The following is a 26,552-nucleotide window of genomic DNA, read 5'->3' on the forward strand; positions in this document are numbered from 1 at the left end:
CGCATCGATCAGGCCGGGATAGTGGTTCAGCTCCGCCGCCAACAACGCCCAGGCGAGCACCTACTTAAACAACCTGGTAGAGCTCGGACGACGCCCTTGTGATCCATCAAGCTGCGCGACCGACGATCCAAAAAACGCGGCAAGGGCATGGCCGGACATATCGACTCCCGCGTGTTTGGCTTTCGTGACAACCACTTCTCTGCGATCACCTGCGGCAAAGTGAATGCCACTCTCCGATATTCTTACAAAATCGCCAGGTTCATGCGTAGTGAATCCTCCAATAATTGCCAATAATATAGTAATGTCGTCATTATTAGAAAGTTTTAGCCTTGCGCTGTAGGTAGGAGATGCGAATGGCTCGTAGTTGCACGCCCTAATGAACCGGATCAAGCGATCGGCCGGTTCTTGCCAATTCAACTCTGACGTTATGGCGTCGCTGTGCCGATAAACTCGTCTCTTGGATAAATCCTGTTTCCAGCGATCTAGGTCGCGTCCTGACAGGATTTTATTAAGAACTGACTCAAGCAACGATGCCCCTTCCCCCATACATTTGATGAATAAGCTAAGCCCGGTCTCCTCCCCTGACAGCGCGAAATTATGCTCAGCGATAATGTCGCCAGAATCGACACTACTGCTTATCATATGGATCGATACTCCGAAGTGTTGTTCTCCATTACGAATAGCCCATTGATGGCAGTGGAGTCCCGCGTACTCAGGCAGGGGAGCTGGATGAAGGTTGATCGCTTTATAGTCAACTTCCCTTAAAACGTCCTCGCCTACGATTTGTAGGTTGTTCGCGCTGACAATCCAATCGACGTGCAGTTTCCGTACATACTCCGCGCCACGAGCTGAATTGAAATCGCTTAGTTCGATTTCCGACTCGTGCTTATCAGTATTCGGACTGATCCACGCTGCGAGGTGGCCGTCGGCGTGGGCCTGGATCGTCCGAACGCACCTCTTCGCGGGCCAGCCCTCGCCGAGCACCAAAAATCGTATCGGCATCACAGGACTCCTCCGAGCCTATCGACACGGCCTGGCGCAGCGCCCCCTTGCGAAACGCTGCCCGAGCCGTCGGGATCGTGCCATGGCCGCTCGCTCAAGCAGCGTTTGTCATCCTCCTCTCGATCAGGTCGACAAAGTCGCCGACATTTTCGAGAGATCCGATCTCGGCTGTGCCGAACCGCATGCCGAACTCGCTTTCAACAGCCAGCACCAGGGAGATATGCGAGACGGAGTCCCACTCCGCGATGTCGGCCGCCGTTGATTCTCGTCCGAGCACGATGTGCTCGTTCTCGAATACGCTCCTTGCGGTCTCCTGCAGACGACTGAGTACGTTCATGTACTGGTCCTCATGTCTTGAGGGTGAAGATGCGTCTTCGGCCGGCGACGCAGGCGCGCCTCATGCCGGGTCGGTCGGTTCATGCCGGCCCCTGCTTTGCAGTGCATGGAGTGCGGGGCTTTCCGCGAGTGCACGCGCATCGATCTTTCCGTTCGAGTTCAGCGGAAGTGCTTCGAGAAAGAGCAATGAGTGGGGCAGCATGTAATCGGGGAGGCATGTCTCCAGGCGCTTGCGGATGATGCTCGGGTCGAGTGGTTCGCCGACAATGAAGCCGACGACGCCATCGGCCACTCCGTCGACGGCCTGCGGCCAAGGGATGACGGCTACGAGATCGCGCCCGGTTGCCGTTCGCAGAGCGCCTTCGATCTCAAGGAGTTCGACCCGATACCCTCGAATCTTGATCTGATGATCAATACGGCCGAGGTAATGGAAGCCATCGCTCTCGCTCCATCGTCCGAGATCGCCGGTTCGATACCAGCGTGTCCCGTCGATTGTCAGGAACTTGTCCTCGTCGAGCTTTGGCTGTCGCCAATACCCGCGGGTAAGCTGTGATCCAGCCAAATGCACCTCTCCGACCGCACCGGGCGCAACCGGCTGCCCGAGCTCGTCGAACAGAGCCATCCCCTGTCCCTCGAAGGCCTGGCCAATGGGCAGGACCGTTGAGGCATCACCCGGCTGATAGGTGAAGTAACTGATGGCGATCGTGGCCTCGGTGGGGCCGTAGAGATTATGAATCACGCTGTTTGGCGCAGCACGGGCCCAGGTTTGAGCCAGCGCAGTGGGAAAGGCTTCGCCACAGAATAGCGAACACCGAAGACTCGGCAGCGTGGCAGGTCCCAGGAGGCCAGCCTGATGCGCGATGCCGATCGCGGATGGCACAGATAGCCACATCGTCGCCTGTTGCTCCTGAACGAACCGAGGAGCCAGCGGAGTCGCATTCTCGGGGACGCTCACGATCGATGCACCGTTCGTCCAGGCCATGAACATGTCGTGAGCGGAGAGGTCGAATGTGAGGTCGACAAGCTGAATGAGACGATCCTCCGGACTCACCGGGGCGACGTTCGAGATCCCGGCAAGGTAAGATGTGACGTTCCCATGCGTAATCGGGACACCCTTCGGGGCCCCCGTAGACCCCGAGGTGAACAGAAGGTAGGCGAAGTCCTCAGCCGCGGGCGAGGGCCACTGGGCGCGCTTCGTTGCGCTCCGATCCAGGTCCTTCGAGTCGAGAAACAGCGTATTTGCCGCAGGACGGCGTGTATCGGGCTCCGGGGCCAGGACCACCCTTAAGCTGGGCGGAGGAGCCTCCAGGAGGTGCTCGAACAGCGCGGCACATTTGCGGTCGATGATGAGCGCGCTCGCACCGGAGGCCGTCAGGATGCTTCGGTTTCGCTCCAGTGGGTAACGCGGATTGAGTGGAACATACGTTGTGGCCGCACGCAGGGCAGCCGCGATCGCCGTGTATGCCGTGATGGTGCGGGAGCAGAGAAGAGCAACCCGATCGTTCGGTTCGACTCCAGCATCGATCAATGCCGCCGCGAGCGTGCCGGCCGCACCCCAGAACTCATCGAAAGTTCGGGTTTCTCCCCGCGCCCACACCGCAGGTCGATCCGGAAAGAGCTGCGCCGACCTGGCGAGCACGGAGGTGAGCGTCCCATCCGATGCCGGCCCGGTGTCGGCCAGGCAGCTATTGTTCAAGGGGAAGCTGGAAAGCATCATCTCCGCTCCGAGGCTCGTTGATCCCGCATCTGCAACTCGCAATCTGCATCTCGGGCGCCTTGTTTCCGCGCCGGACGAACGGCGCCAGCTCCTTGCTCAGTCCGACAGTGAGCCGCTGAACTGCCGACCATTGCAGATGAAAGGCGTCCCAGTAATCCGACTCCTGGACATCGGCCTCACGCAAGTCCACGAGCAGGTTGCCGTCTTTATGGAGTTGCGGATCGATCTCGCAGACGATGGTCTCGAGCTGCGAGCGGGCATCGGGATAGTTTGCAAGATATCCTGGCCGGACCGGCGTGATGACGACGGCAAGCTGACGTCCGCCGGCCCGAAGCTCAGCCGAAAACTGCTTGAGTTCCTCGATACAGGTCGGGTCGAACTTCAGCGGACCATACCGGAGGCCGCGATCGGCAACCTGCAGCGGGCTGGACCCGAACTCATCTTGCCAGCGGTCGCCAGCAAACGGCACGGTCATTTTCGGCCAAATGCGGTATGCGGAGTAATATCGAGCGAGCGTCAGGTATTTCATGTAGAAAAAAACCTCCGGCCACTCTCCTCGCACATACTTCTCAGCGTCGTCGGGCTTGAAGATATTACGGTTCTGGCCGCAATCGCCGAAATCGGTGAGGTTGGTGAGCATGACGAAGGTGGAGGCGCGCGGGAATAATTCCGTATAAAACTTCGCCAGATACCGCGTTTGATGAACCGCGAGCAGGGCCGTGGCCCCGTTCAGAAATGTTGCGCCAGTCCCGGCCGAGAAAGCGGCTCCGTCGATATGCCGCCAAGCGACGGATGACCCGACTAAGACAACTTCAGGGTTCAGACCAGGATGAAGGCGAATGAACCGGAACTTTTCGTTGACCGATTCTACGCTGGATATGGCAGGCGCTATGAGGTTTTGCGGTTTGAAGGTCATGACAGCGATGAACCCGCCCGCAACGAGAGCCAGGGCTGAGAAGCCGCCGACGAGCAGTCCGAGCAGGTAGGCTTTCATGTGCGCACCTAGAACGTAAAGTAGAGAAATTCGGCCGGCGCCTCGCCCATAAGGCGCAGCAGCGCGACGCTCAGGACCACCCCAGCAAGAGCGCCGTGCAGGAATCTGGGCAGCCTCCGACCTCCCGGATCGAAAGCCGCCCCGAGACTCGTCCATCCTGCGAGCATTTTACACTCGACGAGGCCGAGCCATTGCTGGGTGTTCGGCAGGAACCAGACGATAAACAGCCCAAGAATGAGCAGCTTGAGGCCTCCGTCCGCATCGAGTGCCGCAGGGTTAGGGCCGCTCGCCAAGCCGGACAGGCCACCTAAGACGGTGAAAGCATGATCGAGGCCGTTCGCCCTGAAGAACACGAGGGCAACGGTCACACAGAAAAAGGTCAGCGGAATTCCAACCGCACGAGGCACTCGTATCCCTTGCAGGCTCCGCAGCGTCGCCGTGGCGCTTCTCCAGGCTCGGTTTACCACGAGCATGAGGCCATGAAGGAGCCCCCACGCGACAAACTGAAGACCGGCGCCGTGCCAGAGACCGGACAAGGCCATGGTTAGGATCGTTGGGGTCGCGATCAAGTGAAGGAAGGGCCTCAGCTCGAAGGATGATCGGCGCAGCCCTGGTTTCCCTGCGCTGATACGAGCTCTGGTGAGGCGCATAGCGATTGGGTTGTAGACGTAAGTCGTGAGAAATCGGGTCAGCGTGATATGCCAACGCTCCCAAAATTCGATGATGCTTGCAGACTTGTAAGGAGATGAAAAATTGAATGGCAGCCGTATATTGAAGATCAGGGCAAGGCCGATCGCCATGTCGGAATAGGCCGAAAAGTCAAAGTACAGTTGCAAGGCGTAGGAGGTTGCTCCGATCCACGCAAAATCGATAGGCGGATACGCTCCATGAACCGCAAGGTCGAACGTGGCATTGACTGCCGGTTCGAGATTGTCCGCGATGATAATCTTTTTGAACAATCCTATGGCGAATGCTGACACCCCGAGGGCGATGTTGCGAGCCTGCGGGGCGTAAGTCGCGGGGTCGCGCAGTTGGCTGACGATCTCGCTATGGCGAACGATGGGGCCAGCAAGAAGCTGCGGAAAGAACGACGCGAATGCGAAATACCGTATCAGACTGTCTTCACGACTGACCCCGTCATAAGCGTCGACGACGTAGGAGATCTGCTGGAAGGTGTAGAAAGAAATGCCGAGCGGTACTGCGACGTTCGCCAGATTGAATGGTGCGGCACCGGTCAGCGAATCGACGAGCCCAACGAAGAAGCCGGCATATTTGAACCAGGCCAGCGCGCTTAAGTTCCCGGCTATCGCGAGACCGAGAAGGAGCCGCGACTTCCTGCGAGCGAGCACGAGGCCGGCCGCAAAATTCCAAAACAGCGAGCCCAGAAGCACGAAGATGAGCCAGGGATTGGCCTGACTGTAGAAGAATAAGGATGCCGCGACGAGCCAACTCAGGGCCAGGCTTGGCTTTCCGCTGCGCCCTAGCAGAAAGAACCCCAAGACCGCACTGGGAAGAAACAGAAATATGAACTGAGGAGAGTTGAACAACATGTCACTCAACTCCCGATACAATCAGAAGTTTTATTTGATCTGAAATTGCACGTCTTGATCGTGATAACATTCCCACGCCTTGTCGCCCCGCCCTCGTGCGGGCTCAAGCGACGGCATGCCGCCGTACTACGGGAATGCCGGGACGAACTTGACAGGCGTCATGTGATCTGTGGCTCATTGAGCAATGGCCTGCGCGGCGCCGAAGGCTCGTTTTCCCCGCCAGCCGTATCGGCCGGGCGTTCACGTCGACAAGGGCCGAGGCGGACGCCATCTCTTTGGCGCAGCCGGCTAGGCCGCTGATCTCGCCTTGGCGTTCCGCTTTTGCAACTCGCGGTGCCCGTAATAGGACATGAGGTGGAGTGAGCCCCGGCGGGTAGACAGGATCAGGCTGCGGATTTGACCGTAAGCCGGGCGTGTCGATCCTCGAACTGCTGCGGGCTGAGATAGCGGAGTGCTGAGTGCAGTCGGCTGGCGTTGTAGACCTGATCGATGAAGCGCGGAAGGTCGGCGGCGACATCCTCGAAGGTCTCGTAGGCCATTGGATAAACCGCCTCGACTTTGAGCGTTTTCATGAAGCTCTCGGCCTTGGCGTTATCGTACGGATTGCCGCGGCGCCCCATCGATCCGACGAGACCATGTTCGGCAAGCGCTTGCCGGTAGGGGCTCGCAGCATATTGCGATCCGCGATCGCCGTGATGCACGCAGCCGGGCGGCGGTTTTCGCTTTTCGATGGCTGAGCGCAGGGCCGCCAGCGTCAGCCTGACGTCGATCGAGCGGCCGATGGCATACGGAAAGAGCGCGGCCTGACTCAGGAGCAGGTCGAGGAGCGCTCGGGCTTTAGCCAATGGTACATCAGCAGCCTTGAACGCGGTCGGCGAAACCCGACGATCATCTCGCTCTATGAGCTGGCCAATGCCATTGGCGTACGGGTGGCCGATCTGATCGCCGATGAGGCCGCTGCGCTGGACGATTCGGGATCGTCAGGCGTGACTGGTGCAGCGCAAGCAGGCCCAGAAACCAAGAGCAATTGAGCCTCCAGGTTTGTAGCTGCTACGTAGATTGGCGGAAGTCGGCGTTCGATTCTTGCGTCGTAGATTATTGTTTTAAAAAGGATTTATTGAGGCATGCGTTCGACGAAAACGCAGCCGTCGAAGCTGAAGACTTCCTCGCCGTTCTGGTTGACGCCGGTGTTGCGGTGGAAGAACAGCCCCCATTGCGGGCGCGAGGCGCTCTCGCGCTTGTCGATGACCTCGGAGCGATAGGTGATGCGGTCCCCGGCGAAGACCGGCTTCGTCCAGCGCAGGTTCTTGAAGCCGGGGGAGGGTCCAAGGCGCGCGGGCCGGTCGGGTGCCACCGCGAGCTGGCGCCTGCGGTGCTGGACCATGCAGGCCATCCAGACGGCGGCCGTATGCCAGCCGGAGGCGGCGAGCCTGCCGAACGAGCTGTTGCGGGCCGCGGCTTCGTCCATGTGGAAGGGCTGCGGGTCGAAGCTGCGGGCGAAGGCGACGATCTCCTCGGACGTGAAGACGAAGCTGCCGAGCTCGTGGCTGTCGCCGACCGAAAGCTCCTCGAAAAAGCGCGGCGGGCCGGGCGGCTCGACGGGCGCGTCCAGCGGGCTCTCGACAGCCGGGCGCTGATAGATCGGTGCATGGTCGAGCCACGGACCGGCAGGGTGCTTGCCGATGCCGGAGCCCCTGCGGCCGAACATGATCCAGTTGGTCTGCTCCAGAACCGGCTCGTCGCGCTGATTCAGGAGTTCGAGACGGAAGCGCACAAGGCCCATCTCGGGGCGCGAGCGCGAGGCCTTGCTTTCGAGCACGGTGCGGCGGGCACTGACGCTGTCGCCGGGGAGGAGAGGGCGCAGCCACTTCACCTCCTCGATGCCCGGTGCGCCCATGCTGGCTGCGTCGAGCAGGAAATCCTCGGCCATCAGACGCATCAGCAGCGCGCAGCTGTGCCAGCCCGAGCCGATCAGGCGGCCGACGAAGCTCGTCTTGGCCGCTTCGGGGTCGACATGGAAATCCTGCGCGTCATAGCGCGAGGCGAAGGCGACGATGTCGTCCTGCGAGACGTCGAGGCTGCGCGAACATGCGCTCTGGCCCGGAACGAAATCCTCGAAAAACGACATCGCCGGCAGGCTCTTCAGTTCGCGAAGCGGAAATGCAGCACGTCGCCATCGGCGACGACATAGTCCTTGCCTTCGAGCCGGAACTTGCCGGCCTCGCGCGCGCCGGACTCGCCCTTGTTGGCGATGTAGTCCTCGTAGGCGATGGTCTCGGCGCGGATATAGCCCTTCTCGAAATCGGTATGGATCACGCCGGCGGCCTGCGGCCCCTTGGTGCCCTTCTCGATCGTCCAGGCGCGGGCCTCCTTCGGGCCGACCGTGAAATAGGTGACGAGATGGAGCAGGGCGTAGCCGGCGCGGATGACGCGGTTCAGGCCGGGCTCGTCGAGGCCGACGGCCTCCAGATAATCCTTCTGGTCGGCGGCCGGGAGCACGGCGATCTCGCTTTCGATCTTTGCCGAGACCACGACGGCGACTGCGCCTTCCTCGGCGGCGCGCTTCTTGACCAGTTCGGAGAAGCTGTTGCCCTTGTCAGCGCTGGCTTCCTCGACATTGCAGACATAGAGCACGGGCTTTGACGAGAGCAGGCCTAGCAATTCGAACGGGCGGCGCTCTTCTGCCGAGACCTGGACCAGGCGGGCGGGCTTGCCGTCGCGCAGCAGGGTAAGGCAGCGGTTCATCAGGTGGACCGCTTCCTTGGCCTCCTTATCGCCGGACTTCGCCTTCTTCTCCAGCGGCAGCACGCGCTTCTCGAGGCTGTCGAGATCGGCGAGCATCAGTTCGGTTTCGATCGTCTCGATATCGTCGACCGGCGAGACCTTGCCTTCCACGTGGGTGATGTCGCCATCCTCGAAGCAGCGCACGACATGGGCGATGGCGTCGCATTCGCGGATATTGGCGAGGAACTGATTGCCGAGCCCTTCGCCGCGCGAGGCGCCGCGCACCAGGCCGGCGATGTCGACGAAGGTCAGCCGCGTCGGGATGATCTCCTTGGAGCCGGCGATGGCGGCGAGCTTCTCCAGCCGCTCGTCCGGCACGGCGACGTCACCGACATTCGGCTCGATCGTGCAGAACGGGTAGTTCGCAGCCTGGGCTGCGGCCGTCTGCGTCAGCGCGTTGAAGAGGGTCGACTTGCCGACATTCGGCAGGCCGACGATTCCGCATTTGAAACCCATGATCGCCTGTTCCGTTGCCCGTGGCGGATCGCCGTGGCCGGGCGTGAAGCTTTGAAGTTGCGGCCTTATTGGGGGGCTTGCGCGATAAAGACAAGAGCCGCAGGCCTTATGGCGGCCGTGTGCCTCACGCGAACGTGCATGGCGGCGTGGCAGGCGCGGGTGCTGGATCGGGCGGGATGCCTGCCCGCACCGTTCGGAGCCTCGCCATGAACCGTATCCGCCTCGCGTTCGCCCTGCCGGCCTTTGCCCTTGTCGGTGGCATGGCCGTCGCCCAGGCGCCGGGGACACGGCTACGCGGCACGGTCGAGCGGATGGAGGGGGCGACGCTGGAGCTCAAGGCTGCGGACGGGCGGGAGATCAAGGTCACGCTCGCGCCGGGCTTTTCGGTCGGTGGCATGGTCGCGGCGAAGGCCTCGGATGTCGCCAAGGGCAGCTTCATCGGTGTCGGTGCGAAGCCGCAGGCCGACGGCACGCTGCTCGCCGTGCAGGTCGTGATCTTCCCCGAGGCGATGCGCGGCACGGGCGAGGGGCATCGCCCCTGGGGCGTGCTGCCGGACGCGACCATGACCAATGCCACGGTGGCCGAGACCGTCTCCAAGGTCGACGGCGCCAATCTGGTGCTGAGCTATCCCGGCGGAGAGCAGAAGGTCGCGATCACCCCGGAGGCGACGATCCTGATGGCGGCGCCGGCGGAAGCGAGCGAGCTCAAGCCCGGCGCGCAGGTTGCGATGACGGCGAGCCGGCAGGCCGATGGCAGCTACAGCACCAGCCGCGTCACAGTGGCGAAGGCGGGTGCCAAGCTGCCGCTATAACTCCGGAACCACCAGTGTCATCCCAGGCTTGACCCGGGATCCATTCCGGAGCGCTTCCGATCAACGTTCAGGCATGGATCCCGGATCTCCGCTGCGCTCCGTCCGGGATGACCCGTGTTTTCACGCCAGGGGAATCAGCCGTCGCTCTTCTCGCCGAGGCGCTTCACGGCGGCGTGGCCGCGCGCGTCCATGAAGAGATGGACCTTGTTCTGGAAGCCGGTGTCGTCATGGGCTGCGAGCAGGGCGGCATGGTCGGCGCAGGCCGTGCAGAGATCCTCGACCCAAGGCTGCTCGGGCTTGCCGAAATCGTTGAGCACATAAGCGTGGACCAGCGCCTTGTCGCCGGGATGGCCGATGCCCATCCGGACGCGGCGATAGTCGTTGCCGATGGCGGCCGTGGTCGAGCGCAGGCCGTTATGCCCGGCATTGCCGCCGCCGAGCTTCACGCGCAGCTTGGCGGGCGCGAGATCGAGCTCGTCATGGAAGACGATGACATCGGCCGGCGCGATCTTGAAGAAGCGCGCAGCCTCGCCGATCGCGCGGCCCGACTCGTTCATATAGGTCTGCGGCTTCAGCAGGATGACCTTTTCGCCACCGATCGTCGCCTCGCAGGCCTCGGCCTGGAAGCGGACGCGCCAGGGCGAGGCACGGTGCAGCCGCGCGATCTCCTCGACGGCCATGAAGCCGATATTGTGGCGGTTGCGGGCATAGCGCGCGCCGGGATTGCCGAGGCCGGCGAAGATCAGCATGGCGGGACTCCGGCAGGCTTGTCAGTGCAGCATTGGACTGGTCCGATGCCATAGCAAAACGGCCGGGGCTGGCCCGGCCGTCTCGTGATCGTTCCGGATGGAAGCGGCGCCGGCTGGCGCCGTTTCATCAGGCCTTGGCTTCGGGAGCAGCCTCGGCGGCGTCGGCGGCCGGTGCGGCCTCGACGGTCGGCGCGGAGACCGTGACGATCGTGGCGTCAGCGCCGACGGAGAGCTTGGCACCGGCCGGGAGCTTGATCGCGTCGGCATGGACGGAGTCGCCGATGTTCAGACCAGCGACGGACACGTCGATCGACTCCGGAATGTTGTCGGGCTCGACGGTGACTTCGAGGCTGTGCTCGACGATCTGGACCAGGCCGCCGTTCTTGACGCCGGGGCTCTGCTCCTGACCGACGACGTGCACCGGAACCTGGACCGTGACGGTCTGGCCCTTGGCGACGCGCAGGAAGTCGACATGGATCGGGAAATCCTTGACCGGGTCGAGCTGGTAATCGCGCGGAATGACGCGCTGCTTCTTACCAGCGACGCTGATCTCGAAGATCGTGGTCAGGAAGTGGCCGCCGAAAATCAGCTGGCGGGTCTTGTTGGCGTCGAGCGCGATGGCTTCGGGAGCAGCGCCCCCACCATAGATCACGGCAGGCGTCTGGCCCTGGCGGCGAACAGCACGAGCGGCCCCCTTGCCGACCTGTGCGCGCGCCGAAGCCTCGATTTGCTTCACGGCGGTCATGTTGGATGTCCTTGACTTGTAAATGACAAGGCCGCCTCGTGGCGGCCATCGGATTGCGCGTTCAGAGCCTCCAAGGGTGTCAGCCGAACGCTGGGGGGCTCATAGGCGAAAACCGCCGCGATCTCAAGTCCGGCTTCGCTCGCAGGTTTTCCGGAAGCTCTCAGGCTGCGTTCGCGACGCGCCCGGCGGCCGGCGCTGTCGCCTGCCTGGGCTGGGCGAAGCGCAGCAGCCACTCCCGGATGACCGAGGCCGGGACCGGTGGGGAATACAGGTAACCCTGGCCGAGGCGGCAGCCCATTTCGGCGAGGCGTTCGGCTTGAGTCTGCTTCTCGATGCCTTCCGCAACGATGTTCATGCCGAGGCGGCGCGTCATCGTCAGCAACGCCTCGATGATGATCTCGCTGCGCGCGCCGCTATCGATCGAGCCGACGAAGGAGCGGTCGATCTTGATGATGTCGATCGGAAAATCGAGCAGATGGGTGAGCGAGGCGAAGCCCGTCCCGAAATCATCGAGCGCGACTGGCGATCCGCAGGCGCGCAGCGCTTCCATGGTGCGTGCGACGCCGTCCCTGCGACCGCCCATGAAGACCTGTTCGGTGACCTCGATCACGAGCTGCCGCATCGGCACGGCGGCCCGTTCCAGAATCCGGCTCGCGCGCTGGACCAGGTCGCCCTTCTGGAAATCGGCCGAGGTGACGTTGACCGCGACATGCTGGAAATTCAGGTCGTCGGCTCGCCACTCCGCCATGTCGGCGGCGACCGCGGTCAGCATCTGGGTGGTGGTGCGATGGGCGATCTTCGGATCGCGCAGCGCGTCCTGGAACTCGCCGGCGGTGACGATGCGGCCGTCGTCGAGGCGCATCCGGGCCAGGGCCTCGAGGCCGACGACTTCGCTGGTCTCGAGGCGGATGACCGGCTGGTAATAGGGGATGATGCGCTCGTCGCCGAGCGCGCCGTCGACATCGCGGCGGACCCGGATGCGCTGCATCATCGCGCTGCGCAATTGCCGGCGGAAGCGGACATAGCGACCGCGCCGGGTTTCCTTGGCATGGTAGAGCGCGAGGTCGGCATTCTGACGCAGGATGACGCTGTCCAGCCCATCCTCACCGGCAAGCGCCCCGCCGATGGTGACGCCCGGCACGATGCTGTGGCCGTCATGGTCGAGCGGGACCGCGACCGCTGCCAGCGCGGCCGAGGCGAGGGCGCGCATGTGGGCCGGCCCCTCGCAATCGCGGACGAGGACGGCGAACTCGTCGCCGCCGATCCTGCAGGTCAGGCAATCGGCGAGCGCCGTGCCGAGCCGCATGCCGACCTCGGCGATCAACGCGTCCCCGGCAGCATGGCCGAGCGTATCGTTGACCCGCTTGAGATGGTCGATGTCGATCAGCATCAGCCCGTAGCGGCGGCCGGTGGCGCTCATCTCGGCAATGGCGCCGTTGAATTGGCTGCGGTTCGGCAGTCCGGTCAGCGTGTCGAAATAGGCAAGACGGTGATTGCGGGTGCGGACCTCGTCATGCTCGATCGCGATGGCGCAGAGATGGACGCAGGTCGCGACGATCTGGCGTTCGAGTTCGCGGGTGCGGCGAGGGCGCGTGAAATAGAAGGCGAAGGCGCCGACGACGCGGCCGTCGCGGGCCTTGATCGGGGTCGACCAGCAGGCGCGCAGGCCGAGCGGCAGGGCAAGGCCGGTATAGGGCGCCCAAAGCGGATCGGTGGCGATGTCGGTGACTTCGACGGGCTCACCGCGAAACACCGCGGTTCCGCAGGAGCCGACATTGGGGCCGGCGGGTAATCCCTTGATACAGCTCACATAATGAGCCGGCAGGCTGGGAGAGGCGAGAGGCTGCAGGCAACCCTGGTCGTCGACGGTGACGACGGAGCAGATGACGCCGGGCGAGATCGCCTCGGCACGATGGCAAAGACGCTCCATGCACGCGATCAGAGGCTCGCCGCGCGCGATGTCTTCAAGAATATCGTTCTGAAGAGCCTGCAGGCGGCCCGAAGGTCTGATCACGGATTATCCGACTGAATGCTCGTCGAAGAACCCGTTCCCTATCGCAAATGCCTTAAGGTCAGATTGAGGCGCGGCTGCAAAGTTTATGCGGCGCCGCGCTTTCCGGCTTTCAGGCGGCCACGAGGCCCAACCGTTCGTCGCGACGACGCAGGAGATGCATCAGCGGCAGGGCGAGCAGCACCATCCAGGCCTTGCCGATGATCTGGCCGGCGAGGAAGTCGAGGCTGCCGAAGGCGAGATGCAGGAAGACGAGGCTGTCGACGACGAGGCCGACCACGCTCGACGCGAAGACGGCCGTGACGAAGCGGCGGCGCTGCAACGGCGTATAGACGGCGAAATCGGCGAGTTCGGACAACAGGAAGGCCGCGACCGAGGCCAGCACGATGGCGGGGGGAGCGAGCGTCGCCGAGATCAGCGCGCCGACCGCGATGGCGCCGAGGCCGGCAAGCGGGCCGAGGCGGCGCTGGACGATGTCGCGCAGGACGAGGGCGAGACCGACCATCAGGACGCCGCTCGGCGCCATGATGCCCGGCCAGACCGGGACGAGGCAGGGGCCATTGGGCACGCAGACCGCGCCGGCATTGCCGATCAGCCAGTTGGCGGCGGGAATGGTCAGGCCGAACAGGACGAGGGCGATAACGCCTTCCGTCAGGCGCTGGCGATCACGGGTCATGGAATAGGTCCGCTGTCATCGGGGGCTGCGAGATAGGCCGCGAAGCCTTTTGATCGCAAATCGCATGCCGGGCAATGGCCACAGCCGTAACCCCAGTCATGCCGGGTCGTCCTGTCGCCGAGATAGCAGCTATGGCTCTCCTCGATCACGAGGTCGAGCAGGGCCTGCCCTCCGATGGCGCGCGCCAGCGCGAAGGTCTGCGCCTTGTCGCGCCACATCAGCGGCGTGTGCAGCACGAGCCTGCGGTCGAGCCCGAGGCCAAACGCGACCTGCATCGCCTTGATCGTGTCGTCGCGGCAATCGGGATAGCCGGAATAGTCGGTCTCGCAGACGCCGAGCACGATGTGCTTGAGGTCGCGGCGATAGGCCAGCGCGGCGGCGAAGGTCAGGAAGATCAGGTTGCGGCCCGGCACGAAGGTCGTGGGCAGGCCGGTCTCGGCAAAGGCGATCTCGGTCTCGCGGGTCAGGGCCGTCTCGGAGATCGCGCCGAGCGCCTTGAGATCGACGACATGGTCGGGGCCGAGCCGCTCGGAATAGCGGGCGGAGAGTGCCGGAAGTTTCGCGCGAATGGTCTCGCGGCATTCCATCTCGATGCGATGGCGCTGGCCGTAGTCGAAGCCGATCGTCTCGACCGCGTCGAAGCGGTCGAGAGCCCAGGCCAGGGTCGTGGTCGAATCCTGGCCGCCGGAGAACAGGACGAGGGCGCGGGAATTACCCAAGCCGAACCTCTCAGTCGAACAGGCTCGACACGCTGGTCTCGCTCGCGGTGCGTTCGATCGCCTCGCCCATCAGGCCGGCGATGGAGATGACGCGGATGTTGCGGGCGACCTTCACGGCCTCGGTCGGCATGATCGAGTCGGTGATGACCAGCTCCTTGAGCTTGGACGAGGCGATGCGCGCCACCGCGCCGCCGGAGAGCACGCCATGGGTAATATAGGCGTAGACCTCCTTGGCGCCCTGCTCGAGCAGCGCGTCGGCCGCATTCACCAGCGTGCCGCCGGAATCGACGATGTCGTCGATCAGGATGCAGGAGCGGCCCTCGACCGAGCCGATGATGTTCATGACCTCGGACTCGCCCGGCCGATCACGGCGCTTGTCGACGATGGCGAGCGGCGCGTCGATGCGTTTGGCGAGCGCACGCGCCCGGACCACGCCGCCGACGTCCGGCGAGACGACCATAGCATTCTTCCATTCCAGCCGGTCCTTGATGTCGCGCGCCATCAGCGGGGCGCCGAACAGGTTGTCGGTCGGGATGTCGAAGAAGCCCTGGATCTGGCCGGCATGGAGATCGAGCGTCAGCACGCGGTCGACGCCGGCATGGGTGATCAGGTTGGAGACGAGCTTGGCCGAGATCGGGGTGCGGCCCGAGGCGCGCCGGTCCTGCCGGGCATAGCCGAAATAGGGGATCACCGCCGTGATGCGGCGCGCCGAGGAGCGGCGCAGCGCATCGGTGATGATCAGCAGTTCCATCAGATGGTCGTTGGTCGGGAACGAGGTCGACTGGATGATGAAGACATCCTGGCCGCGCACGTTCTCCTGGATCTCGACGAAAACCTCCATGTCGGCGAAGCGCCGGACGGAGGCCTTGGCGAGGGGAATGCTGAGATGGCTGCAGATCGCCTCGGCAAGCGGGCGATTGGAGTTGCCGGCGACGACTTTAAAATGGGAGGCCATGCCGTAGCGCACCGTTGCAGTAAGGCTGAGCAGGGAGGGCCGGCGTTGCCGGCTCAATTCGAACGGCTCTTAACAGCGCGGTCGGACGGAGTCGACTGCTGCAGTGCAATATCGACGAGTAAAAAGCGCGGGGCGTCGCGCCGTGACCCGGAAACCACTGCCGTAGCGTCGCCGGCGGGGCGGCGCCGGTCCGTGGCTCAGCTCTTCTTGTCGGCGGTCGCGGCGACGCGGGTACCCGTCCGGGCGGTGGGCTTGTTGGCCTTGTCGTCCACCGTGAGCGTCTCGACGCCCGGCGTGGTGACGAGGAAGCCGGCGATGGCATCCATCGAGTCGGACGCGGCCTTGGCCACGATCGTCTGGTCGATGCCGGCCCAGGGATCGGAACCGCCGCTGCGCTTGCCGATGCTCTCGCCCTGCACGCGCTGGGCGCGCTGCTTGGTCGAATCGTAGACGTCCCAGACGAAGGCGAGCGCGGTCTGGCCGTCCTCGGTCGGCTGGGCGGTGAGATAGCCCTTCACGCGGAAGCGCGCCGGCTTGTTGCCGGGAACGATCTCCATCTTGCGCTCGGCCGCGGCCTCGCCGAGCAGGCCGGCAAAGCTCGTCGTGACGTTTTCCGGCGCGCCGGAGATGCTCTGGACCGAGACCGGGACGCCGGGCGCATCGACGCGCGGCCGCGCGGCGGTCTGGGTGGTTTCCTGGCAGCCGGCGACAGCCAGCGCCAAAACCGGCCCCAGAACGAGGCCGCTAAAACGGTTGATCATGACGCCTCCCGCCCTTTGGGCTGTGGACTGCTTCGAGATTCCCTGCGCGCTTCTTTTAGAGGCTGCCAGGGACTATGGGAAGGATTTGATGAGGTCAAAACGGCGGAGATGGGAGGAGCATCGCGCCGCCGATACGTGGGTATCGGCAAGCGGCGCGACGCTGCAGCTCCGCCGTTTTCACCTCACCCGCAGGGCGCGGCGCTTTTGCGCGACTGCCGTGTCGTCCTTCGTAGCAAGCCGGAAGGCTTGCGTCCTCGAACTCCTTGCATTCGCGCAAAACCGCCTGCGTCAAATCCATCCCATAGTCTCTGACAGCCTCTTAGCTCAACGGATGACGAGGTCCAGATCGGGCAGGTTGAGCGCCTCGGCGCCGCCCTCGCCGACCAGATAGGTTCGGCCCAGGCACATCGCGGTTTCGCTGGCGGAATCCATCAGGATCATATGGGCGAACATCACCATGCCCGGCACGATCGGCCAGTCATTCGCCTCGTAGAACATCGGCCAATCCATCCAGGACGGCGTGAACTTGGCGCCCAGCGAATAGCCGCAGGCATTGAGTCGGTGCTGTGCCAGGCCGTGCTCATCGAAGACACGGGCATGGGCGGCGAAGACGTCGCCCGCGGTGCGGCCGGGCTTCAGTTCGGCCTCGCAGGCGAGCAGCGCGTCGCGGGCGGCGGCGTGATAGGGGCGGTGGAGCGGGCGGGGCTCGCCGACGACGACCGTGCGCATCGCGGCGACGTGGTAATGCCGGTCGGTGCCGGCGAATTCGAGAGTGATCTGGTCGTTCGCATCGAGCCGGCGCCGCCCGGATTTGTAGCGGCAGAGCAGGGCGTCGCGGCCGGAGCCGATAATGAACTCGTTGGCGGGGTAGTCGCCGCCGCCCGCGAAGATCGCATTGTGCTGGGCGGCGAGGATTTCGCCCTCGTCGGCGCCGGCCCGGATCGCGGCGAGCGCGGCGCGGTCGGCCGCGTCGGCGAGCACGGCAGCGCGCCGGACATAGGCGATCTCCTCCGCCGATTTCACGGCGCGCAGGCGCGTGACGATCAGCGAAGCGTCGATAAGCTCGGCCTGCCCGGCGAAGCGGGCTTCGAGCTTGCGGTAATTCGAGGCGACGAGGCCGTAGGCTTCGAACTCCACCCCGATGTGCTTGCCGGCAAGCCCGAGATCGCGCGCGAGGGCGAGCAGATCAGCGCTGGGATCGGCGTCACGGCCATCCTTCCAGACGCGGATATCCGTGAGGTTCGAGGTCTGCTGCGCCTGCCGGAGGTCGGCGGAACGGGTCAACAGCGCCATGGTGCCGTCGGCTTTGATCACGAGACATTGGAAGAAGCAGAAGCCGAAGGTGTCGTAGCCCGTCAGCCAGAACATCGATTCCTGCTGGAACAGGAAGAGGGCATCGAGGCGTTCGGCCTGCATTGCGGCGAGCAGTGTTTCGCGGCGGCGGGCGAATTCGGCGGGCGTGAAATGCAGGGCCATGGCGCAGATCCTCCGGACGGTCGCCCATGTGAGCGCGCCGGTCGCCGAGGGGCAAGCCCGACATCCGGTCGCAATTGCGGCGCCCGCGCGGGCTGCCTATAGGCTGTGTCCAGAGAGTTTCGCGCCTCTGGAGCATCGGACTGAATATCGTATTCAGTCCGATGCTCCAGATCTTTGAATTTGCATCGGCTTTTCCCGAAAAACCGCGTCACACTTTTCGGGCCGATGCTCTAAGGGAGAGAACCATGGTGAACCCCGGCAACCGCATCCTCGACGACATCGCCCGCCTCGCCACCGATGCGGCCGGCGCGGCGCAGGGCGTGCGGCGCGAGGTCGAGACGGTGGTGAAGACCCAGATCGAGCGGCTGCTGCGCGATCTCGACGTCGTCACCCGCGAGGAGTTCGAGGCGGTGCGCGAGATGGCGCTGATCGCCCGCGAAGAGAACGACAAGCTCGCCGCGCGGCTGAAGGCGCTGGAGGAGAAGCTCGGCAAGTCCTGAATACCCTGAGGTCATGTCCACAGCCATGTGCTGTGGACAGCCCTCCGAGGGGATTGAGCCCGCCGGCCGAATCCGCGGAGCTTGGCGCCGTGTTGGGAGCGTCACAGCGCCTGCGCTATCGTCGGTGGAAAGAATTGATTCGTCGGGCGGATTCGTCCTGCCGTGCCGGATGGGAGCATCTCCGTTGAGAGGCTCCGGAGGTGTGTTGCGTTCCTTCGGCTTTCCAGTCGCCGTGTTCCTCTTCTCGAACGCGCCGGATGCGCCAGCATCCGGAAGGTGGACCCTAGGGCATGATAGACCTCGATATGGATGCCGAGCTGGATCGGCCTTCCAACCCGCTCGACCTGTTCGAACGCCTCGCCGCACTCAATGACTGGTCCTTCGATCGCGACAGCGAGGACGAACTCTCCGTCTCCGTCACCGGCGGCTGGTCGGAATATCATGTCGCGATCACCTGGCTTGCCGAGGTGGAGGCCCTGCATATCGCCTGCGCCTTCGACCTCAAGGTGCCGGAGCGGCGGCGCAGCGAGGTGCTGCAGCTCGTCAGTCTCGTCAACGAGCAGCTCTGGCTCGGCCATTTCGACCTCTGGAGCAGCGAAAGCGTGGTCATGTACCGCCATGCCCTGCTGCTTTCCGGTGGCGCCGAGCCGACCGAGGAGCAGGCGATCGCGCTGATCAAGGCCGCGGTCGAGGCTTGCGAACGCTACTATCAAGCCTTCCAGTTCGTCGTCTGGGCCGGCAAGACCGCCAAGGAAGGCATGGAGGGCGCGATCCTGGAGACGGTCGGCGAGGCCTGAGCCGCCGAATCCGCCCGAGCGGACTTGACCGGGGGGCCACGGGTCGGGAAGGCTCCCGGCCGTGAGCGTCCGGGCAGGGGCCCGCGAAACGCCAAGCCTTGAGAGGCCGTCATGTCGAACTCCCTTCCGCAATCGCTCGTCCTCATCGGCGCCGGCAAGATGGGCGGAGCCATGCTGGAGGGCTGGCTGCGCATTGGCATCGATCCCCGGGGAATCAGCCTGATCGATCCCAAGCCGTCGGACGAGATGGTCTCGCTCGCCCAGGAGAAGGGCATGCGGCTCAATCCCTCCGCAAAGGAGATTCCGGCGGCCGAGGTCGTCGTCCTCGCGACCAAGCCGCAGATGCTCGATACGGCGGCGCCTGCCGTGCAGGCCTTCATCCATCCCAGGACGCTGCTGATCTCCATCCTCGCGGGCAAGACGCTGGACGATCTTGCGGCGCGCCTGCCCAACGCCGGTGCGATCATCCGCGCCATGCCGAACCTGCCGGCCGCCGTGCAGCGCGGCGCCACCGCCGCGGCTCCCGGCAAGGGGGTGAGTGCGGCGCAGCGCGCCACCGCCGATGCCCTGCTCGGCAGCATCGGCAAGGTCGAATGGCTCGAGGACGAGGGCCTGATCGATGCGGTGACGGCCGTGTCGGGCTCAGGTCCGGCCTATGTCTTCCATCTCGTCGAATGCCTGGCCGCCGCCGGCAAGGATGCCGGCCTGCCGGCCGATGTCGCGGAGCGCCTGGCGCGGGCGACGATCGAGGGCGCGGGCGAATTGCTGTTCCAGTCGCCGCTGCCTCCGGGGACGCTGCGCCAGAACGTGACCTCGCCGGGCGGGACGACGGCGGCTGCGCTCGAGGTGCTGATGGCCGAGGACGGCATGAAGCCATTGATGCGCAAGGCCGTGGCTGCCGCCAAACGTCGCGCCGGCGAGCTTTCGGGTTGAATGGTCTTTCACCTGCCACGATAGCGGCCTAACCTTCGCTCATCGCGAAGCGAGAGGAGCTGTCCCATGGCCCGCAAACCCGTTTCCACTCCACCCGAGGCCTCGCCGCCAGCGGAAAAGCCGGTCGACCCGCGCAAGCGCGCCGTCGATGCCTTGATGAAGCTCGCAGCCGAGCGGCCCTGGGACCAGATCGAACTGCCGGATATCGCCGCCGAGGCCGAGCTGTCGCTGGCGCAGTTGCGCGGGCTGTTCCCGTCCAAGCTTGCGATGCTCGGCGGCGTGACCCGCATCGTTGATGATGCCGTGCTGGCCAATGCCTCGGACGACCTTGCGGGCGAGCCGGTCAGGGAACGACTGTTCGACCTCGTCATGCGCCGGCTCGATGCGATGGCGCCCTACAAGGCGAGCCTGCGCAAGATCGCGCCGGTCATCCGCCGCGATCCGCTGGCGCTGGCAGCGCTCAATCGCGGGGCGGTCAATTCCTGGCGCTACATGTTGGCCTCGGCCGGCATCCCGACCGAGGACGCGCTCGGGGCTGTGCGCGTGCAGGGCGCGGTGCTGCTGATGGCACGGGTCTCCGAGGCATGGCTCGACGATGACGAGCCGGAGCTGTCGAAGACGATGGCGCGGCTCGACCGCGAGCTGAAGACGGCCGGGCGCATCATGGCCCGCATCGAGGATGTCCACCGGCTGACGGCGCCGTTCCGTGGGCTGGCGCGCGCGCTGTGCGCGGGGCGGCCACTTAAGGGGCGCCGGCGCGAGCGGGCCTCCGAGCGCGGCGAGGACAACGAGGACTACGCGCCGGCGATCTGAGCGCCGGGCGGCCTCGCGGCCGCCTGCGACAAAATGTGGCGAAACTGCGCCAATGTTAAGCGTGCCTTAGCCAATTTTGCGCGAATGAGGGGAATTCCCCCTCGCGCAGGATACGCGAATGTCGTTCACCAGGAAGCTTGCGACTCTCTCGATCAGCCGTTCCTTCGGCCTGATCGCAGCCTTGGCCGTGCTGATCGCTGTCGGCGCCGTCGGTTATACGCTGAATGCCGCCCGCAACGAGATGATCACGCTCAAGCGGGCCGAAATGAAGAATTCGGTCGAGGCCGCGGCGACGACGGTCAAGGGCTATCTGGCGCGGGTCCAGAGCGGTGAGCTCAAGGAAGAGGACGCCAGAAAGCTGGCGATGGACGCGATCGGCAGCGCTCGCTTCGACGACGGGAATTACTACTTCCTCGTCAACTATGACGGCATCAGCGTCCTGCACGCGAACAAGAAGATCCAGTCGACCGACATGCGCCCGCTCAAGGACGCTGACGGCAAGTTCTTCGTCCAGGAGATGATCTCGCTGGTGAAGGCGAAGACCCAGGGCTTCGTCGACTATGGCTGGCTCAAGGCCGGCGACAAGGCGCCCTCGCTCAAGATCTCCTATGTCATCGGCATTCCGGAATGGCAGTGGCTGGTCGGCTCGGGCCTGCATGTCCAGGACGTCGACGCGGCGTTCATGGGTATGGTCGGCGGTGTCGCCAAGGTGCTGGTGCCGCTCGGCCTCGTCATGCTCGGCCTCGTGGTCCTGCTCAGCCGCCGGGCCTCCGGCATGCTGCATTCGCTGCGCGGCTCGATGGAGGGCCTGGCCGCAGGCCAGCTCGACACCGCGATCGCGCATCAAGAGCGGGCCGACGAGATCGGCGCGATGGCGCGCACGCTCGTCATCTTCCGCGACGCGGCTCTCGCCAAGGAGGCGATGGAGACCGACAAGCTCAGGATGGAGGAGGAGGCTGCCGACCATCGCAGCGCCGCCGATGGCGAACGCCGGCGCAACGAGGCCGACCGCGCCGAGCATGCCCGCGTGCAGGCCGATGTGGTCCATGCGCTCGGCCAGGGCCTTGAGCGTCTCTCGGATGGCGATCTGACTTATCGGATCGAGGCTGGCTTCTCGGCCGAATACGTCAAGCTCAAGGACGACTTCAACGGCGCTATCGCCAAGCTGGAAGACGCGATGCGCCAGATCGCGACCAATACGGACAGCATGAAGGCCGGTTCCACCGAGATCAGCCAGGCGGCCGACGATCTCGCAGGCCGTACCGAGCAGCAGGCCTCCTCGGTCGAGGAGACCGCGACGGCGCTCGACGAACTCACCGCCACGGTGCGCCAGACCGCCGAGAGCGCTCGTCTTGCCAACCAGGCAACCGAGCAGGTCAAGTCCGAGGCCGAGCAGTCGACCAGCATCGTCCGCGATGCGGTGACGGCGATGGGTGGCATCGAGAAATCGGCCCAGGAAATCTCGCAGATCGTCGGCGTGATCGACGAGATCGCCTTCCAGACCAACCTGCTCGCGCTCAACGCCTCGGTCGAGGCGGCGCGGGCCGGCGATGCCGGCAAGGGCTTCGCGGTCGTGGCCTCCGAGGTGCGGGCGCTGGCGCAGCGTTCCGCCGCCGCGGCCAAGGAGATCAAGACGCTGATCGACGCCTCGACCATCGAGGTCGAGAAGGGCGTCACGCTCGTCGGCCAGACCGGCGGGGCGCTGCAGCGCATGGCCTCCGAGATCACCCGCGTTACCGCGCTCGTCGCCGAGATCGCAGGTGCGGCGCAGGAGCAGGCCTCCGGTCTCCAGGAGGTCAACTCCGCCGTTGGCGAGATGGACCAAGCCACCCAGCAGAACGCCGCGATGGCCGAGCAGTCGACCGCGGCCGCGCATTCGCTCTCGCAAGAGGCGGACCGACTCTCGTCGCTGGTCGCCCGCTTTCAGCTTGGCGGCGACGTCGCCCGGCTGAAGGCGATCTCGCAGACCATGCGGGCAGCCGTCGCTGCGCCGCCGCGTCCGGCGGTTCCGCGCGCCAAGGCCCCTGGCGGCAGCGCTGCGGCCCACAAGCCCGCGGCTGACGCGCGCGACAACGGATGGGCGGAGTTTTGAGCGAGCCTTCCGCCCCGGCCGTGCCGATCGCCTTCGACGATTTCCTGAAGGTCGACATCCGTGTCGGCACGATCGTCGAGGCCGAGGCCTATCCGGAGGCACGCAAGCCTTCGATCAAGCTCGTGATCGATTTCGGCGGCACGATCGGCCGCAAGAAATCCTCGGCGCAGATCACCAAGCACTACCGGCCGGAGGATCTCCCCGGCCGGCAGGTCCTCGCGGTGGTGAATTTCCCGCCGCGCCAGATCGGCAAGTTCATGTCGGAAGTGCTGACCCTCGGCATTCCCGATGCCGAGGGCGAGGTCGTCCTGATCGGGCCGGGGCACGCGGTGCCGATCGGCGGGCGGCTCTTCTAGGCCGCCACCGACCACAGGCCAGTCTGCAAGGTGGTCGGCGCGAATTCCGGTGCCGACCAGCGCAGGCTGAGCGCGCGGGGCCGGCGCCAGCCGCGCTTCACACGAAAGCGCCATAGGCGTTCTGCGCCGTCGAGCCGCGCCAGCTCGGGCCCCTGCCAGACGATCTCCGCTTCGCCCTGCAATTGCAGCAGCGTACCCGTCGCGAAATCGACGAAGAGCAGCGCCGCGCGCGGCTCCTGCAGCAGATTTCCGAACGTGTTGAAGTAGTTGTTGCCGGCGAAATCCGGGATGGTGAGCGTGTCGCCGTCGATGCGGACGAAGCCGGGCCGACCGCCGCGATGCGAGATGTCGACGCCGCCGAGCTCGCTGTCCAGGGCGGCTGCGCTGGCGATGAACAGCGTGTCGGTCTGGGCGATCAGCGTACGCGCCTGCGCGTCTAGGCCCGAGAATTCAGTGGGGGATATGGCGGGCTCATTGCCATCCGGCACCTGGTTGCGGACCTGGATGTATTTCGCGCAATTGCCGAAGCTTTGCGTGACCGAAATCGAGAAGCCTTTCACACCGATGGTATCGATCCGGCCATTCGCCCGATTGCGGCGGCGGGTTTCGAATTCGAGCCCGAGCAGGCCAATGGGGCTGTCCGACCGGAACGATCCGAACGCAGGGTCGGCTTCGGCTGGCAGGGCCGCGACGGACAGTGTGGTCGGGGTCGGGCTTCTCACGAAGCCGGGCGCGGCGGCGATGACCGTCGCCAGCGGCCAGCCATCCCGGTCGAGCACGCCGGCGAAGAGCCAGGGCAGTTGGCCGAAGAAGATGCGGTGCTGATCCGGCATGAAAGGACGGATGCCGGCGCCGCGCGAAGCGACGCCGGCTCGTGCCTGCGCCGCCAGTTCGCCAGGGTGGAAGGGGCCGTCAGGCAGCATCGTCGTCGAGCTCCGATGGCAGGGGCGAAGGCGGGATCGGCTTGAAGAAGGGCAGGGCCTCTATGCGAGCGAGCCAGGTGCGCACCGCCGGATAGGGCTTCAGCGAGATGCCGCCTTCGGGTGCATGGGCGACATAGGAATAGCAGGCGAGATCGGCGATCGTCGGCTGGGCGGCGGCGAGGTAGTCGCGCGCTGCCAGATGCTCCTCCATGAAGGCGAGCAGACGGGTTGCGATGCGCTTGGCGCGGGCCTTGTCGTCGTTCAGGCCGAACTGGGTGATCAGGCGTGCGATGGAAGGACCGTGCATGACTTCGCCGGCGGCGATCGAGAGCCAGCGCTGGACATGGGCTGCGCCGACGGGGTCGAGTGGCAACCAGGCGCTGTCCGGGGCATAGCGCCTGACCAGATAGACCATGATCGCGTTGCTGTCGGCGAAGGCAAGGTCGCCGTCCTGGAGAACGGGAATCTGGCCGAGCGGGTTGAGCCTGCGGAAGGCGGCGCTCTGCCGGACGTCTGCCGGTGCCGGCTCGGTGCGGTAGGGCAGGCCGAGCGCGAGCAGCAGCAGCTCGACGCGATGGGCGTGGCCCGAGAGGGGCGTTCCGTGGAGGACGATCTTTGACGATGGCATGGCAATGCTCCTGCTGATCCCGGAGATCATGATCGTTTCGCAGAAGTGGCGAAATCTGCTATCGATTGAACTCAGAATTTCAATTTTCGGAATGATGCGATGGACCGGATCGACGAGCTTGCGATCTTCGTCGCGATCGTCGACGCCGGCAGCCTTGCGGGTGCGGCACGGCGACTGCGAAAGTCGCGCCCGGCTGTTACGCGGGCGCTCGCCGGGTTGGAGGAGCGGATCGGGACACAACTGATCGCGCGAACGACGCGGCGCCTGACCCCGAACGATGCCGGCCGCGAGCTTGCCGCGACGGCGAGGCGCCTGCTCGCAGACTATGAGGCGGCCCTGGGCGTCGCTGCGGGCGAGCCGGTCAGCGGCCTGTTGCGCATCACTGCGCCGCTCTCCTTTGGCCGGCGGCATGTCACGCCGCTGGTGAGCGAGTTCCTCGATCGCTATCCGCAGGTGCAGGTCGAGATCGTGCTCGCGGACCGCAACCTCGACCTGATCGAGGAAGACCTGCAGCTCGCCGTCCGGATCGGGCCGTTGCCGAATTCCGGCCTGCTGATGCGCAAGGTTGGGGAGGTCAGGCGCATTCTCGTCGCCGCACCGTCCTATCTCGCAAGCTGTCCGCCCTTGCGGCGGCCTGCCGACATCACGGTGCATGAGACGATTGCAAGCGTTGCCGCCAACCAGACGCTGACCTGGCGCTTCGGCGGGCCGCGCTCAGGCAGCGCCGTCGTGCTGACGCCGCGCTTGATCGTCAACGAGGTGGAGTCGGTGCTGATCGCGGCGCGGGCCGGGCGGGGGCTGGCGCGGGTGCTGTCCTATCAGGCTGCGGACGACCTCGCTGCGGGCACGCTGGTGCGTCTGCTTCCGGAGTTCGAGCCGCCGCCCTTGCCGGTGCAGCTCGTGGTACCGGGAGGCCGGCAGCCGGCGCCGCGCGTGCGGGCCTTCATCGACCACGCGGTGGCACGTTTGCCCGAACTCGCTCCGATTGGTCCAGGTGCTAGCGCAGCGAGGCCGCAAAGCTCGTGATGGCGCCGACGACCTGGCCCTCGCGGCCGATGAAGCCGTGATAGGCACGGGCCTGGCAGGGATCGCCGGTCGAGCTGCCGCCGTCGATCCAGACGAGGCGTGCCTTGCCGCCGGTCCATTGCTGGAAAGTGACGGCCGAGTCCGGCAGCGTCAGGCGGCAACTGTCCTGCCGATGGTGGATGATCAGCGTCGGCGGCAGGCGCCCGGGATCGCCGATCATGCCGCGCGCGCCGTCCAGAATGGAGGAGGCGAAGACGACACCATCCGGCCGTGCCGATAGCGTGTCGGCGACCTTGAGGGCGCCGCGGCTCATTGCCACGACGATGACGCGCGGTGCGATTCCGCGCATGTATTCCACTGCCTCGGCCGGATCGGCGCCGCCATCGAGCGTGATGCTGGCAATGCCGCTGCGGGCATAGGCGCCCCGGGTGCGGACGATCCAGTTGCCGCTACGCGCAACGCTGCCATCGGCGCCGATGCCGACATAGCCGTCGCCTCCGGTCAGAAGCACGAGCCCGGCGCGAGCCTTGCCTGCGGGCTTGTTCAGCAGGGCCCGGCCGTTGCCGAGGAAGCTGCCGCCGAGATCGACGACTTCCTCCGCTTGCGCCGCGGATGCCGCCAGCAGCAGTGCCGTTGCGAGGAAAGCCAGAGATCGTCTCAGGAACCGCATGCCGGGCCTCCCCCGCGTCATCGGGAGACTAGCGCTCGATTTTCGCGGCTGTCGAGCGAAACCGCGTGACT

Annotated in this window: 28 protein-coding genes; 9 read left to right on the forward strand and 19 right to left on the reverse strand. The window is 65.1% G+C overall.

The window, feature by feature from the left end; all coding sequences use genetic code 11:
• Positions 1–60: 60 nt before the first annotated feature.
• The 6 genes from AC6RIC_RS08710 to AC6RIC_RS08735 form a co-directional block, all read right to left on the reverse strand.
• A complete protein-coding gene (locus AC6RIC_RS08710; protein ID WP_499735873.1) occupies positions 61–1,002 on the reverse strand; it encodes a methionyl-tRNA formyltransferase in 942 nt (313 codons plus the stop codon).
• 94 nt (positions 1,003–1,096) lie between these two features.
• Positions 1,097–1,339 carry an acyl carrier protein gene (locus tag AC6RIC_RS08715; protein ID WP_454655926.1) on the reverse strand — a complete coding sequence of 81 codons (243 nt, stop codon included), beginning with the start codon at positions 1,337–1,339 and terminating at the stop codon, positions 1,097–1,099.
• Positions 1,340–1,399: 60 nt separating this feature from the next.
• Positions 1,400–3,055 carry an amino acid adenylation domain-containing protein gene (locus tag AC6RIC_RS08720; protein ID WP_499735874.1) on the reverse strand — a complete coding sequence of 552 codons (1,656 nt, stop codon included), beginning with the start codon at positions 3,053–3,055 and terminating at the stop codon, positions 1,400–1,402.
• Positions 3,024–4,049 (reverse strand): hypothetical protein, encoded by a 1,026-nt coding sequence (locus AC6RIC_RS08725; RefSeq protein WP_499735875.1) that lies wholly within the window; start codon positions 4,047–4,049, stop codon positions 3,024–3,026. Before AC6RIC_RS08725 ends, AC6RIC_RS08720 begins: the two co-directional genes overlap by 32 nt.
• Positions 4,050–4,057: 8 nt before the next feature.
• Positions 4,058–5,599, reverse strand: coding sequence for an MBOAT family O-acyltransferase (locus AC6RIC_RS08730; RefSeq protein WP_499735876.1), 1,542 nt, complete (start codon positions 5,597–5,599; stop codon positions 4,058–4,060).
• Between the two features lie 383 nt (positions 5,600–5,982).
• Positions 5,983–6,444: a transposase gene (locus tag AC6RIC_RS08735; RefSeq protein ID WP_499735877.1), complete on the reverse strand. Its 462-nt coding sequence runs from the start codon at positions 6,442–6,444 to the stop codon at positions 5,983–5,985.
• On the opposite strand from AC6RIC_RS08735, the gene AC6RIC_RS08740 reads away from it, so the two are divergent.
• Positions 6,385–6,630: a helix-turn-helix domain-containing protein gene (locus AC6RIC_RS08740; RefSeq protein WP_454658958.1), complete on the forward strand. Its 246-nt coding sequence runs from the start codon at positions 6,385–6,387 to the stop codon at positions 6,628–6,630. The two genes, AC6RIC_RS08735 and AC6RIC_RS08740, sit on opposite strands and share 60 nt — an antisense overlap.
• Before the next feature lie 83 nt (positions 6,631–6,713).
• Here the strand turns inward: AC6RIC_RS08740 and AC6RIC_RS08745 are convergent, their stop codons facing one another.
• Complete coding sequence (locus AC6RIC_RS08745) at positions 6,714–7,727, reverse strand: MaoC family dehydratase (RefSeq protein ID WP_499735878.1); 1,014 nt, start codon at positions 7,725–7,727, stop codon at positions 6,714–6,716.
• Between the two features lie 14 nt (positions 7,728–7,741).
• Complete coding sequence (gene ychF / locus AC6RIC_RS08750; protein WP_499735879.1) at positions 7,742–8,839, reverse strand: redox-regulated ATPase YchF; 1,098 nt, start codon at positions 8,837–8,839, stop codon at positions 7,742–7,744.
• Positions 8,840–9,045: 206 nt separating this feature from the next.
• Between ychF and AC6RIC_RS08755 the strand changes: the two genes are divergently transcribed.
• A complete protein-coding gene (locus tag AC6RIC_RS08755; RefSeq protein ID WP_499735880.1) occupies positions 9,046–9,651 on the forward strand; it encodes a single stranded DNA-binding domain-containing protein in 606 nt (201 codons plus the stop codon).
• A gap of 134 nt (positions 9,652–9,785) precedes the next feature.
• Here AC6RIC_RS08755 and pth read toward each other — a convergent pair whose 3' ends face one another.
• The 8 genes from pth to AC6RIC_RS08795 all read right to left on the reverse strand — a co-directional run bounded on the left by pth (position 9,786) and on the right by AC6RIC_RS08795 (position 17,743).
• Complete coding sequence (gene pth / locus AC6RIC_RS08760) at positions 9,786–10,400, reverse strand: aminoacyl-tRNA hydrolase (RefSeq protein WP_499735881.1); 615 nt, start codon at positions 10,398–10,400, stop codon at positions 9,786–9,788.
• A gap of 127 nt (positions 10,401–10,527) precedes the next feature.
• A complete protein-coding gene (locus AC6RIC_RS08765) occupies positions 10,528–11,145 on the reverse strand; it encodes a 50S ribosomal protein L25/general stress protein Ctc (protein ID WP_499735882.1) in 618 nt (205 codons plus the stop codon).
• A gap of 160 nt (positions 11,146–11,305) precedes the next feature.
• Positions 11,306–13,159 (reverse strand): putative bifunctional diguanylate cyclase/phosphodiesterase, encoded by a 1,854-nt coding sequence (locus tag AC6RIC_RS08770; protein WP_499735883.1) that lies wholly within the window; start codon positions 13,157–13,159, stop codon positions 11,306–11,308.
• A gap of 109 nt (positions 13,160–13,268) precedes the next feature.
• On the reverse strand, positions 13,269–13,832 hold the full coding sequence (locus AC6RIC_RS08775; protein ID WP_454655937.1) for a VUT family protein: 564 nt from the start codon (positions 13,830–13,832) through the stop codon (positions 13,269–13,271).
• Entirely contained in the window at positions 13,829–14,551 is a 723-nt protein-coding gene (gene queC / locus AC6RIC_RS08780; protein WP_499735884.1) for a 7-cyano-7-deazaguanine synthase QueC, read from the reverse strand. The genes AC6RIC_RS08775 and queC overlap by 4 nt, the downstream gene beginning before the upstream one ends.
• Positions 14,552–14,561: 10 nt before the next feature.
• Positions 14,562–15,506 carry a ribose-phosphate pyrophosphokinase gene (locus AC6RIC_RS08785; protein ID WP_454658959.1) on the reverse strand — a complete coding sequence of 315 codons (945 nt, stop codon included), beginning with the start codon at positions 15,504–15,506 and terminating at the stop codon, positions 14,562–14,564.
• A 197-nt stretch (positions 15,507–15,703) separates the two neighbouring features.
• Positions 15,704–16,267: a hypothetical protein gene (locus AC6RIC_RS08790; RefSeq protein WP_454655939.1), complete on the reverse strand. Its 564-nt coding sequence runs from the start codon at positions 16,265–16,267 to the stop codon at positions 15,704–15,706.
• 324 nt (positions 16,268–16,591) lie between these two features.
• Positions 16,592–17,743, reverse strand: coding sequence for a M24 family metallopeptidase (locus AC6RIC_RS08795; protein ID WP_499735885.1), 1,152 nt, complete (start codon positions 17,741–17,743; stop codon positions 16,592–16,594).
• A 245-nt stretch (positions 17,744–17,988) separates the two neighbouring features.
• Here AC6RIC_RS08795 and AC6RIC_RS08800 point away from each other — a divergent pair, with 245 nt between their 5' ends.
• The 6 genes from AC6RIC_RS08800 (at position 17,989) to AC6RIC_RS08825 (ending at position 23,234) form a co-directional block, all read left to right on the forward strand.
• Positions 17,989–18,243 (forward strand): accessory factor UbiK family protein, encoded by a 255-nt coding sequence (locus tag AC6RIC_RS08800; protein WP_454655941.1) that lies wholly within the window; start codon positions 17,989–17,991, stop codon positions 18,241–18,243.
• Positions 18,244–18,533: 290 nt separating this feature from the next.
• A complete protein-coding gene (locus tag AC6RIC_RS08805; RefSeq protein ID WP_454655942.1) occupies positions 18,534–19,040 on the forward strand; it encodes a type III secretion system chaperone family protein in 507 nt (168 codons plus the stop codon).
• A gap of 111 nt (positions 19,041–19,151) precedes the next feature.
• Complete coding sequence (proC, locus tag AC6RIC_RS08810; protein ID WP_454655943.1) at positions 19,152–19,973, forward strand: pyrroline-5-carboxylate reductase; 822 nt, start codon at positions 19,152–19,154, stop codon at positions 19,971–19,973.
• 66 nt (positions 19,974–20,039) lie between these two features.
• Positions 20,040–20,786, forward strand: a complete 747-nt coding sequence (locus AC6RIC_RS08815) for a TetR/AcrR family transcriptional regulator (protein WP_499735886.1) — start codon at positions 20,040–20,042, stop codon at positions 20,784–20,786.
• A 118-nt stretch (positions 20,787–20,904) separates the two neighbouring features.
• Positions 20,905–22,878, forward strand: a complete 1,974-nt coding sequence (locus AC6RIC_RS08820; RefSeq protein ID WP_499735887.1) for a methyl-accepting chemotaxis protein — start codon at positions 20,905–20,907, stop codon at positions 22,876–22,878.
• On the forward strand, positions 22,875–23,234 hold the full coding sequence (locus AC6RIC_RS08825) for a tRNA-binding protein (protein ID WP_499735888.1): 360 nt from the start codon (positions 22,875–22,877) through the stop codon (positions 23,232–23,234). Before AC6RIC_RS08820 ends, AC6RIC_RS08825 begins: the two co-directional genes overlap by 4 nt.
• Here the strand turns inward: AC6RIC_RS08825 and AC6RIC_RS08830 are convergent.
• Both AC6RIC_RS08830 and AC6RIC_RS08835 read right to left on the reverse strand, forming a co-directional pair.
• On the reverse strand, positions 23,231–24,013 hold the full coding sequence (locus AC6RIC_RS08830; protein WP_499735889.1) for a pyridoxamine 5'-phosphate oxidase family protein: 783 nt from the start codon (positions 24,011–24,013) through the stop codon (positions 23,231–23,233). The two genes, AC6RIC_RS08825 and AC6RIC_RS08830, sit on opposite strands and share 4 nt — an antisense overlap.
• Before the next feature lie 133 nt (positions 24,014–24,146).
• Complete coding sequence (locus AC6RIC_RS08835; RefSeq protein ID WP_499735890.1) at positions 24,147–24,785, reverse strand: glutathione S-transferase; 639 nt, start codon at positions 24,783–24,785, stop codon at positions 24,147–24,149.
• 99 nt (positions 24,786–24,884) lie between these two features.
• Between AC6RIC_RS08835 and AC6RIC_RS08840 the strand changes: the two genes are divergently transcribed.
• Positions 24,885–25,811, forward strand: coding sequence for a LysR family transcriptional regulator (locus AC6RIC_RS08840; RefSeq protein ID WP_499735891.1), 927 nt, complete (start codon positions 24,885–24,887; stop codon positions 25,809–25,811).
• Here AC6RIC_RS08840 and AC6RIC_RS08845 read toward each other — a convergent pair.
• A complete protein-coding gene (locus AC6RIC_RS08845) occupies positions 25,783–26,481 on the reverse strand; it encodes an alpha/beta hydrolase (protein WP_499735892.1) in 699 nt (232 codons plus the stop codon). The genes AC6RIC_RS08840 and AC6RIC_RS08845 overlap by 29 nt on opposite strands.
• Positions 26,482–26,552 lie beyond the last annotated feature (71 nt).

The organism is Allobosea sp. TBD101 (genome assembly GCF_059817965.1).